Origin of the sequence: Paucibacter sp. PLA-PC-4 (assembly GCF_026241155.1) — a bacterium.
In the GTDB taxonomy this organism is placed as follows: Bacteria; Pseudomonadota; Gammaproteobacteria; order Burkholderiales; family Burkholderiaceae_C; genus Roseateles_E.
This window is the reverse complement of record NZ_JAPFGP010000029.1, coordinates 35,511-46,325: the sequence shown is the minus strand read 5'-3', so window position 1 is coordinate 46,325 and position 10,815 is coordinate 35,511. Positions and strand designations below refer to the sequence as shown.

General features: G+C 65.2%; 11 protein-coding genes. 8 read left to right on the top strand and 3 right to left on the bottom strand.

Annotation, left to right across the window (positions count from 1 at the left end; genetic code table 11):
• Nucleotides 1–49: 49 nt before the first annotated feature.
• The 3 genes from OOZ63_RS27260 to OOZ63_RS27250 all read right to left on the bottom strand — a co-directional run bounded on the left by OOZ63_RS27260 (nt 50) and on the right by OOZ63_RS27250 (nt 4,225).
• Nucleotides 50–547 (bottom strand): hypothetical protein, encoded by a 498-nt coding sequence (locus OOZ63_RS27260; RefSeq protein WP_266008832.1) that lies wholly within the window; start codon nt 545–547, stop codon nt 50–52.
• 21 nt (nt 548–568) lie between these two features.
• Nucleotides 569–1,036, bottom strand: coding sequence for a hypothetical protein (locus tag OOZ63_RS27255; RefSeq protein WP_266008830.1), 468 nt, complete (start codon nt 1,034–1,036; stop codon nt 569–571).
• A gap of 228 nt (nt 1,037–1,264) precedes the next feature.
• A complete protein-coding gene (locus tag OOZ63_RS27250; protein ID WP_266008828.1) occupies nt 1,265–4,225 on the bottom strand; it encodes an Rne/Rng family ribonuclease in 2,961 nt (986 codons plus the stop codon).
• 751 nt (nt 4,226–4,976) lie between these two features.
• Here OOZ63_RS27250 and OOZ63_RS27245 point away from each other — a divergent pair.
• The 8 genes from OOZ63_RS27245 to kdpA all read left to right on the top strand — a co-directional run bounded on the left by OOZ63_RS27245 (nt 4,977) and on the right by kdpA (nt 10,813).
• Nucleotides 4,977–5,987, top strand: coding sequence for an RluA family pseudouridine synthase (locus OOZ63_RS27245; protein ID WP_266008826.1), 1,011 nt, complete (start codon nt 4,977–4,979; stop codon nt 5,985–5,987).
• Nucleotides 5,984–6,643: an HAD family hydrolase gene (locus tag OOZ63_RS27240; protein WP_266008824.1), complete on the top strand. Its 660-nt coding sequence runs from the start codon at nt 5,984–5,986 to the stop codon at nt 6,641–6,643. Before OOZ63_RS27245 ends, OOZ63_RS27240 begins: the two co-directional genes overlap by 4 nt.
• Nucleotides 6,640–7,032 (top strand): Rieske (2Fe-2S) protein, encoded by a 393-nt coding sequence (locus tag OOZ63_RS27235; protein ID WP_266008822.1) that lies wholly within the window; start codon nt 6,640–6,642, stop codon nt 7,030–7,032. The genes OOZ63_RS27240 and OOZ63_RS27235 overlap by 4 nt, the downstream gene beginning before the upstream one ends.
• 15 nt (nt 7,033–7,047) lie before the next feature.
• Nucleotides 7,048–8,049: a S49 family peptidase gene (locus tag OOZ63_RS27230; protein WP_266008820.1), complete on the top strand. Its 1,002-nt coding sequence runs from the start codon at nt 7,048–7,050 to the stop codon at nt 8,047–8,049.
• 125 nt (nt 8,050–8,174) lie between these two features.
• Nucleotides 8,175–8,399, top strand: coding sequence for a hypothetical protein (locus OOZ63_RS27225; protein ID WP_266008819.1), 225 nt, complete (start codon nt 8,175–8,177; stop codon nt 8,397–8,399).
• Nucleotides 8,396–8,713, top strand: coding sequence for a type II toxin-antitoxin system RelE/ParE family toxin (locus OOZ63_RS27220; RefSeq protein ID WP_266008818.1), 318 nt, complete (start codon nt 8,396–8,398; stop codon nt 8,711–8,713). The genes OOZ63_RS27225 and OOZ63_RS27220 overlap by 4 nt, the downstream gene beginning before the upstream one ends.
• Before the next feature lie 230 nt (nt 8,714–8,943).
• A complete protein-coding gene (gene kdpF, locus OOZ63_RS27215; protein WP_137943016.1) occupies nt 8,944–9,033 on the top strand; it encodes a K(+)-transporting ATPase subunit F in 90 nt (29 codons plus the stop codon).
• Nucleotide 9,034: 1 nt separating this feature from the next.
• Nucleotides 9,035–10,813 (top strand): potassium-transporting ATPase subunit KdpA, encoded by a 1,779-nt coding sequence (kdpA, locus tag OOZ63_RS27210; protein WP_266008817.1) that lies wholly within the window; start codon nt 9,035–9,037, stop codon nt 10,811–10,813.
• Nucleotides 10,814–10,815: the final 2 nt, after the last annotated feature.

The window sequence follows — 10,815 nt, the reverse complement described above, 5'->3', positions numbered from 1 at the left end:
TGGTCGCACGTCACGGCCGTCACGCTCAACCCGGAGCGCGAATCGGTCGTCACTGCGGCCTCGCGTTCCCGAAATACTCAGCCATTGGCTGCATGAATGAGGCGACAGGTAGCTTGACGCGCGCCGACCCGCCCAAAGCAACTATGCGCGGTGCATCTAGCCCTTGCACATACTGCACCGACTGCTCTGCAGTTATCGAAGGCCCGGCCCAAACGTGAATCGCTTCCCCGTCCGGAATGAAGACAATGCGTGGCCAGACGAAGCCATGGTTGGCGGCCCCGAGTTCATGCGCCATGCGCCAGTCATGGCTTGGCTGCTGTGTCGGTAGAGGTTCGTGGTTCATGCGCCACCACGAGCTCGCAAACCACATAGCCAATGGGTATGCTGACAAGAATACGTTGTCGCGAACAGTCTTTGCCCACACATCCTGACTTCGCGTCAGGCTGACGTTATCGACGGAAATGTTGAGCATCCCTGCCGTTGCCGCTACTTCGGGCTCCCCCGATCCGGCGGGCATCCATTCGGCGCTGATACGAAGGTCAGCCATTGAGACGCTCCCAACGGCGAATTACTTCGTGCGATAGCGAATGTCCGGCATTGGGTAACCGTGATACGTCCCCGCAGCCGAATTCTCAAGTTGCGCTTCCATCGGAATGCCATCGTCGGTGACGGACCAGACGAGCCTTGGCCAACCGTCCTTCTCGCGGTCGCTGACCAAGCCTTTGCGCAGACCCACTCTGAGCAACTCCAAAGCCTCATCGCGCCTGAAAACCTTGGCGACATCGCACAGCGACTTGCCCTGACGTGGATCGGATGGTGGCGTCAAGTTGAAGTCGCCTGGATTCATCTTGTGCTCAGGGTTGCCGCCATACCCGACGCGTTCGGCCAATTGGTCAAACTCGTTCGCGCGCGCTTGTGCCTCCGCTGGCGTAAGCAGCTTGCGCTTAGGATTGAACTGACCATAACGCGGCTTCATGGTGTGGATGATGGGGGAGTCGCTTGCTAGCAGTTTACCGGTCGGCTCGAAGAAGCGCACTGGGGCTCCTTCCGCAGGTACATGGACGGTGCATTTCGTCTTGCACAGGGCTTTTGCCGCTGACGCGACGGGCGGTTTACCGCTCGCTTCGCACCAATCAAAGATGACTTTGCCAGACGTTTACAGCTCAGGCTCCTCCCGGAAAGACCACGCAATGAAAAAACGCCGCTCCGGGGCAACCCGGCGCGGCGTCTTTGATGTCTGGTGGCCCGCAGGCCACCGTTGCTTTCAGTGCTCGAACGGCAGCTTGGTCTGGCTCAGATCCTTGCGGGTCTCGACCAGCACCAGCGGGCCTTCGTCGACGACGACGACCGGCTTGGGCTCGCGCGGCACATGCACGGGCTTGGGCTCGGCCGCCATGGCCGCCTGGGCGGCGCGGATCTTGTCGGCATCCGAGTTCACCCACTGCAGGCCGGCAGTCTCTGCGATGTTCTGCAGATCACCGATAGCCAGCTCGAAAACGGGCACTGTGGGTGCCGCCGGGGCGGCGACCGGCTCGGCAACTGCGGCCATTGCGGCGGCCGGCGCAGCGACTGGTGCTGCAGCGGGTGCGGCAGCTGCGACTGGCTCGACCGAGGTCGGCGTTGCGTCGACAACAGGCGCATCAGCCGGAGCTGCCGCCTGCTCGTCGGCCGGCAGATCATCGCGGCGCTCGCGACGATAACGATCACGGCTGCGACGACGACGGCCTTCGCCGCCTTCGGTTTCTTCGCCGGCTGAGGGCTGCGCGTCGCCCGCCACAACGTCGGCAACACCTTCGACTGCAGCCTCTGCCATCGCCTCGACCGGCGTCTCGACGCCCGCGACGTCCTCACCATTGACGCCACGGCTGTCGTCACGATCCCGACCGCCACGGCGGCGACGGCGGCGACCCGGACGCTCATCGCTGCCCGCCTCTTCGCCGGCAACCTGCTCGGCCACCGGCAGCAGCGCCGCCGCTTGTTCAGGCATATCCAGGCTGGCTTGCAGCGGTGCCGTGTTCAGCTCCTCAGCCTTCTCCACCACGCGCTCGCCGCGCTCGGAGCGCTCACCACGCTCACCACGCGGGCGACGGTTGCCTTCGGCACCCCGGTCGCCGCGTTCGGCACGGTCACCGCGCTCCGGGCGCTCGCCGCGCTCGGGACGTTCCGCGCGTTCCGGACGGGCGGCCTCAGCCCCCTCCACCGGTTTGTCGGCGCGCGGCTCATTACGGCGGCGGCTGTCGCCACGGCTGCCTTCGCGACCCTCGCGCGGCTCGTTGCGGCCACCGCCTTCACGCTTGCCCTCACGTCCACCTTCGCGTCCGCCTTCGCTCTTGGCGCCGCGCTCACCGCGCTCACCGCGGTCGCCACGATCGCCACGATCGCCGCCACGGCGACGACCGTCACGGCCCTCGCGACCTTCACGCGGCTTGCGCTCGCCGCCCTCGGAGGCGGGCTTGGTCTCGGTCTTGGCCGGGGTCGGTGCCACCGGCTCGGCGCCGCCGAACAGCTTCTTGATCCAACCGAAGAAACCGCCACCGGCATCGGCAGCGTCCACCGGGGCCGCAGCCACCGGTGCGGTGGCCTTGACCGGCTCGGGCTTCGGTGCGGCCACCGGGGCGGGCTGCTCGGGCAGGATGCCCTTGATGACCGGCTCCTGCTTGTTCTTCTTGTCGCCCGCGTCGCGGCGGGTGATGCCCACCTCGTCGGTGGCTTCCTCGATCATCGTGTAGCTGGCCTGCAGGTTTTCCAGACGGGGGTCGTCGTGGCGCAGGCGCTCGAGCTTGTAGTTGGGCGTGTCGAGGTGCTTGTTGGGCACCAGCAGCACGGTAACGCGCTGCTTCAACTCGATCTTGGTGATCTCGGTGCGCTTTTCGTTGAGCAGGAAGGAGGTCACTTCCACCGGCACCTGCACATGCACGGCGGCGGTGTTGTCCTTCATCGACTCCTCTTGGACCATGCGCAGAATCTGCAGTGCGCTGGACTCGGTGTCGCGAATGTGGCCGGTGCCGTTGCAGCGCGGGCAGGTGATGTGGCTGCCTTCGCTCAGCGCGGGGCGCAGGCGCTGGCGGGAGAGCTCCAGCAGACCGAACTTGCTGATCGAGCTGAACTGCACGCGGGCGCGGTCCTGGCGCAGCGCGTCGCGCAGCCGCTGTTCGACCTCGCGGCGGTTCTTCGACTCTTCCATGTCGATGAAGTCGACGACGATCAGGCCGCCCAGGTCACGCAGACGCATCTGGCGCGCGATCTCGTCGGCGGCTTCCAGATTGGTGCGGGTGGCGGTTTCCTCGATGTCGCCGCCGCGGGTGGCGCGGGCCGAGTTGACGTCCACCGAGACCAGGGCCTCGGTGTGGTCGATCACGATGGCGCCGCCCGAGGGCAGGTTGACCGTGCGGCTGAACGCGGTCTCGATCTGGTGTTCGATCTGAAAGCGGCTGAACAGCGGCGCGTCGTCGCGGTAGCGCTTCACGCGATGGCCCTGGTCGGGCATCACGTGGTTCATGAACTGCTGGGCCTGGTCGTACAGGTCGTCGGTGTCGATCAGGATCTCACCGATGTCGGCGGTGAAGTAGTCGCGGATGGCACGGATCACCAGGCTCGACTCCTGATAGATCAGGAACGCGCCCTTGCCGCCCTTGGAGGCGTCGTCGATCGCGCTCCACAGTTTGAGCATGTAGTTCAGGTCCCACTGCAGCTCGGCGGCCGAGCGGCCGATGCCGGCGGTGCGGGCGATCAGGCTCATGCCCTTGGGGTATTCGAGCTGGTCGAGGTTTTCCTTGAGCTCTTCGCGGTCTTCGCCCTCGATGCGACGGCTGACGCCGCCGCCGCGCGGGTTGTTGGGCATCAGCACCAGATAGCGGCCGGCCAGCGACACAAAGGTGGTCAGGGCAGCGCCCTTGTTGCCGCGCTCTTCCTTCTCGACTTGCACCAGCAACTGGTCGCCTTCGCGGATCGCGTCCTGGATCTTGGCGGCGCGAACATCGGTGCCGTCGCGGAAGTATTGGCGCGAGATCTCCTTGAAGGGCAGGAAGCCGTGGCGGTCTTCACCGTAGTCGACGAAGCAGGCTTCGAGCGAGGGCTCGACCCGCGTCACCACGGCCATATAGATATTGCCCTTGCGCTGCTCGCGGCCCTCGATCTCAGTCTCGAAGTCCAGCAGTTTCTGGCCATCAACAATCGCGAGGCGCCGCTCTTCGGGCTGCGTCGCATTGATCAGCATGCGTTTCATGTCGTCACTCCTGGCGCGTTTTTGGTCTTTGGAGGACCTTCAAACGCGCAGCATCACTCACGTCGCCCCTGACCCTGTCAGTGGGCGACTCTTCGATGCACGTACAAACGTGGAGGAACCGAGGAAGGAATCGCCCTGGACTGTTGGTGATCGTTAGCGATCAAACCAGCAGCGTTGGCGCGCGCGTGGCAGCAGGCGGTGCATCACCTCTGGCCCCTGGACGCGCTGATAGCGCGGCCCGGCCACGGCTGCGCAGTCCGGCCTCAGCGGCATGATGCCGGGGCAGCGCTTGCGAGCGGTGGGGGGTAGGGGAGGTCAGAGGGCTCATCCGCGAGGACTACTGGAACGCTGGCACAAGGTCGTCAGATACTGGATCGACGGGCCTTGCGCGGTGTAAACCTTGTCTTGTGCCGGCTCCTGCGCCCGAAATCCGGGGGCCCGAGACGGCGTGGCTCTTTCTACGTCTGCGCTTCCACGCAGGACTCGAAGCCGCCCCCTCACTTGGGGATGGGGCCCGCTTATTGCCCTGCGCGTTGCATCACCGATTGTTGGCCCGGCTTACGCCGTGCCACCACGCCCGCGCCATTCGCTGCCGTGCCCGCTAAAATCAGGCAAATCAAACACTTACGGCGCAATTGTGGTTCGCAACATTATAAGGGCTAATAAGGCCAGGCCAGCTGGCAAGCCCGCCACAGCCGCATCAGCACAAACCAGGAGGCCGGCCCATGGGCCGGCGTCGCGCGGTGAGCGCGTGCCCACTACGCCGGCCAAGATCGCACCGGTGGCTGTCGGGCCCGCGCCAGCACCTGCCGTGCGCCGTGTGTTGATCGACGAAAACTCGGCCGGCCAGCGGCTGGACAATTTCCTGCTGCGTGAACTCAAGGGTGTGCCCAAGACCCATGTCTACCGCGTGATCCGGGCTGGCGAGGTCCGGGTCAACAAGGGCCGCGCCCAGGCCGACACGCGGCTGGAGCTGGGCGACGAGGTGCGGGTGCCGCCGGTGCGTCTGCCCGAGCGCGTCAGCGCCCCGGTCGACTTCGTGCCGGCCAAAGAGTTCCCCGTCGTCTACGAGGACGAGCACCTGCTTGCCGTCAACAAGCCGGCCGGCGTCGCGGTGCATGGCGGCTCCGGGGTCAGCTTCGGCGTCATCGAGCAGTTGCGCCGCGCCCGGCCGGAGGCCAAGTTCCTCGAATTGGTGCACCGGCTTGACAAAGAAACCTCAGGCCTGCTGCTGATCGCGAAGAAACGCAGCGCGCTGACCGCCTTGCAGGACCAGTTCCGCGAACGGGAGACCGGCAAGACCTATGCGGCCCTGGTCATTGGTGAGTGGGCCGACAACAAGAAGGTGATCGATGTGGCGCTGCTGAAGTTCACCGGCAGCGACGGCGAGCGCTGGGTGCGGGCGGTCGAGAATTCTCACGACCCGCAGGCCGACCAGGCCAAGCGATCGATCAGCCTGGTGAGGGTGGCGCGCCGGCTGGCGGGTTACAGCCTGCTCGATGTGACCATCAAGACCGGCCGCACGCACCAGATCCGGGTGCATCTGCAGCATGCCGGTCATCCGATCGTCGGTGACCCGAAGTACGGCGACTTCGAGGCCAACCGTCTCATGGCTCGCGGCGCGCTGAAGTTCGAGCGCATGTTTTTGCATGCCAAGCGGCTGAAGTTCAACCACCCCGCCGGCGGGGCCGAGATCGAACTGCTGGCGCCGCTGCCGCCCGAGTGTGAGAAGCTGTTGAAAGACCTGAGCCTGCCCCAATGAGACCGCAACGTTTTGACCTGATCGCCTTCGACTGGGACGGCACCCTGTTCGACTCCACCGCCTTGATCACCCGCTGCATCCAGGCGGCCGCCGTCGATCTGGGCCTGGACAGGCCCAGCGATGCCGATGCCAGCTATGTGATCGGCATGGGCTTGCAGGAGGCGCTGGCCCATGCCGTGCCAGGCCTGGAGCCGGCGCGCTACCCGGAGCTGGGCCTGCGTTATCGCCACCATTACTTTGCGGCCCAGCATGAGGTCACCCTGTTCAATGGCACGCTGGAGATGCTGGCGGCGCTCAAGGCTCGCCATCACTGGCTGACCGTCGCGACCGGCAAAAGCCGGCGCGGCCTGGACGAAGCGCTGAAGGTGGTCGAGCTGCAAGGCCTGTTCGACGGCAGCCGCACCGCCGACGAGACCGCCGGCAAGCCCCATCCGCAGATGCTCCATGAGCTCATGCGCGAGTTCGGCGCCGAGCCCGCGCGTACCTTGATGATCGGCGACACCAGCCATGACCTGCAGATGGCGCTGAATGCCGGCACCGCCAGCGTCGGTGTCAGCTATGGCGCTCACGACCACGAAACCTTCGACGCCTTCAATCCCTTGCACATCGCGCACTCGGTGCCTGATCTGCATGACTGGTTGATCAAGAACGCATGAGCGATACCCCGACGATAAAGCCCGATCCGCTGCCGCTGTGCAGCTCTGAAGAGTTGCAGGAGCGCGGCCGCGCCCACAGCTTCGACGTGCTGCAATGGCGCGAGCCGGCGCGCGCCTTCGCGCTGCGCTTCGACGGCCAGGTGGTGGCCTATCTCAACCGCTGCGCCCATGTGCCCACCGAGATGGACTGGCAGGAGGGCGAGTTTCTCGACGGCGACAAGCAGTACATCATGTGCTCCATCCATGGCGCGGTTTACGATCCGCTGACGGGGCGCTGTGTGAGCGGCATGTGCGGCCGCATGGGCCTGACCAAGATTGAGGTCGAGGAACGCCAGGGCCAGGTCTATTGGTATCCTTCCCGCGACACCAAACCGGCTTTTGACGAGTAAGAAAACGAACTCCGCATGAATCCCAACGACGACTTGCCGCAAGCCATCCCCGACCCGATCGGCAGCCCGGCCCGGGCCTCTGAGTCCGGCGCGCCCGCCAGCCAAGAGGCCGTGCTGGCCCAGTTTGCCCGCGACTATCTGCGCGACCGCCGCAGCGAGCGCCGCTGGCGTGTGTTTTTCCGGCTGGCCTGGCTGGTGCTGGTCGTGGCGGTGCTGTGGCTGCTGCTGGCGCAGCGCCAGGTCGGTACCGCGCCGAACACGCCGCACACCGCCTTGGTCGAGGTACGCGGCGAGATCGCCGTCGATACCGAGGCCAGCGCAGAGCTGATGCTGTCGGCGCTGAAGAGCGCCTTCGAGGACCAGGGCGCCCAGGCCGTGGTGCTGCGCATCAACTCGCCGGGCGGCAGCCCGGTGCAGGCCGGCATCGTTTACGACGAAATCCTGCGCCTGAAGGCCAAGCATGGCAAGAAGGTCTACGCGGTGGTCGAGGAGATCTGCGCCTCCGGCGCCTACTACATCGCTGCCGCCGCCGACGAGATCTATGTGGACAAGGCCTCGGTGGTTGGCTCCATCGGCGTGCTCATGGACGGCTTCGGCTTCACCGGCCTGATGGACAAGCTGGGCGTCGAGCGCCGCCTGATCACAGCCGGCGCCAACAAGGGCATGCTGGACCCGTTCTCGCCCGAGGACGAGGCCCAGCGCGCCTACGCCCAGGCCATGCTGGACCAGATCCATCGCCAGTTCATCAAGATCGTCAAGGACGGCCGCGGCAAGCGCCTGAAGGAAACCCCTGAGACCTTCTCGGGCCTGTTTTGGAACGGCGAGGAGGCCGTCAAGCTGGGCCTGGCCGACCATCTGGGCAGCCTCGACTACGTGGCCCGCGAGGTCATCAAGGCCGAGGAAGTGATCGACTACACGCCGCGCGACAACGTCGCTGAACGCCTGGCCAAGCGCTTCGGCGCCGCGATGGGCGAGGGCGCGGTCAAGGCCTTGCGCTCGCTGGCGCCGATACGCTGAGCGTCACCGCCTTGCGCATATTCAACCGTAGCTCTATTGTCGCTGTATCGCATCGGCGATACAGCGACGCATGAAATCAGCGACCATCCCCCCCGGCACGCATCGAGCCCGAGTTTCGTGAGGAGATGGAACAGGCGCTCGAAGAGGGCGAAACCATGGCCGCGCTGGTCGAGAAGGCCGTGCGGGGCGAAGTGACCCGGCGCCGTGAGCACGCGGAGTTTGTTCGCCGCAGCCTGGCTGCGATCAAGCCAACGGTGGAGGCTGGCGATGGGATCCCGGCCGACGCCGTGATCGCCAAGCTGCGAGCCAGGGTGGCGCAGGCGCGCAAGAAGAGGGCGCAGACGGCATGACTTACCAGGTCTTCTTCAGTCCTGAGGCTGAAGAGGATCTGCAGCGGCTTTTCAGCCACGCTGATGAGCGCGAGTTGCACAGCGCGGCCGGCGATCTAGACATTCCCGAGCGGGCGATTGATGCCACCGAGCAAGCCCCATCCTTCCTGCGCGTCAGTCCCTTCAGTTGCCGCAAGGTGGGTGGCAGCGGCTTGGTCCGTGAACTGGTCATTCCCTTTGAGGCGACCGGATACGTGGCGATGTTTGAGATCGCCGATGCTCGAACCGTCGTCATTGGGGCGGTCCGCCATCAGCGAGAAACTGACTTCCACTGAGTTGTTGCGTCACACCCTGGGCCGCGCCGACGCCCGTCTTTATACGATCTTGATACCGCCCACCCCAGCTTCTACGACAAGCTGAGGCCCCAATTCCTAAGCTCTGCACATCTCAACTGAGCGTGTGAGCACAAGATGATGGATTGGGTATTTCTGGGCTTGAGCCTGGCGCTGTTCGGCTTGGCCCTCGGCCTAGCCGCTGCCAGCCACAGGCTGGAGGGCGGCAAGCAATGAGCGGGCTCTATATCGTCAGTGGCCTGGTGGCCGCTGGCTTGTTTGTCTATCTGGTCGTGGCATTGTTCCGCGCCGAGGAGTTCTGAGATGAACTCCTTGGCATGGATCAATCTTGGCCTGTTCATGGCCTTGCTGCTGCTGGCGGCCTGGCCGCTGGCTGGCTGGCTGCACCGGGTGGCCGAGGGCCGCCTGCCGCGCTGGATGGGCGCAGTCGAGGGTGGGCTGTTCCGGCTGGCCGGTGTCAAGCCGGCCGATGGCATGCACTGGAAGCAGTATGCGATCGCGCTGCTGCTGTTCAATTTCATCGGCGTGCTGGCGGTCTATGCGCTGCAGCGCTTTCAGGGGCTGCTGCCGCTGAATCCGCAAGGCATGGCGGCGATCACGCCCGACTCGGCCTTCAACACCGCGATCAGCTTCGTCACCAACACCAACTGGCAGGGCTATGGCGGCGAGTCCGCGATGAGTTATCTGAGCCAGATGCTGGCGCTGACGGTGCAGAACTTCGTCTCGGCCGCCACCGGCATCGCCGTGGTTTTCGCGCTGATCCGCGGTTTCGCCGGCAAAAGCCTGGCCACCATCGGCAACTTCTGGGCCGATCTGAGCCGCATCACCCTGTGGGTGCTGCTGCCGATCGCCTTTGTGCTGGCGATCTTCTTTGTCGGCCAGGGCGTGATCCAGAACTTCGACGCCTACAAAGAGCTGAGCACCGTTGAAGCCACCAGTTACCAGACGCCCAAGCTCGGCGCCGACGCTCAGCCGCTCAAAGACGCGCAGGGTCAGGTCTTGATGGACGATGTCCAGACCACCACCCAGACTCTGGCGATGGGTCCGGCTGCCTCGCAGCTGGCAATCAAGATGCTGGGCACCAACGGGGGCGGTTTCTTCAATGCCAACTCGGCGCATCCCTTCGAGAACCCGACCCCGCTGTCCAACCTGGTGCAGATGCTGGCGATCTTCCTGATCCCGGCGGCGCTGTGCTTCATGTTCGGCCGCATGGTGGGCGACTCTCGCCAGGGTGTGGCGGTGCTGGCGGCGATGAGCCTGATGTTTGTCGCGGCGGTGTTCGCGGCGACCAGCGCCGAGCAGGCCGGCAACCCGGCGCTGACGGCTCTGGGCGTCGAGGCCGGTGTCGGCAATATGGAGGGCAAGGAGACCCGTTTCGGCATCAATGCCAGCAGCCTGTTTGCGGTGGTCACGACGGCCGCTTCCTGTGGTGCGGTCAATTCGATGCACGACTCGATGACGCCGCTAGGCGGCATGGTGCCGCTGGTGATGATGCAATTGGGCGAGGTGGTGTTCGGCGGCGTCGGCACCGGTCTGTACGGCATGCTGGTGTTCGCGTTGCTGGCCGTCTTCATCGCCGGCCTGATGATCGGCCGCACGCCCGAATACCTGGGCAAGAAGATTGAGCCTCATGAGATGAAGATGGTGTCCATCGCCATCCTGATCACGCCCATTGTCGTGTTGGTCGGCACGGCCATCGCGGTGCTGGCCACGGCGGGCAAGGCCGGCATCCTGAACCCGGGTGCCCATGGATTTTCCGAGGTGCTGTATGCGCTGACCTCGGCCGCCAATAACAACGGCAGCGCCTTCGCCGGCCTGTCGGCCAACACGCCCTTCTACAACACGTTGCTCGGTGTTGCGATGTGGTTGGGCCGCTTCGGCGTGATCGTGCCGGTGCTGGCGATCGCCGGCAGTCTGGCCGCCAAGAAACGCATCCCGCAGACCAGCGGCTCGATGCCCACGCACGGCCCGCTGTTCATCGTGCTGCTCATAGGCACGGTGCTGCTGGTGGGCTTGCTGAACTATGTCCCTGCACTGGCGCTCGGGCCGATTGCCGAGCATCTGACGCTGTGGGGAGTCTGATC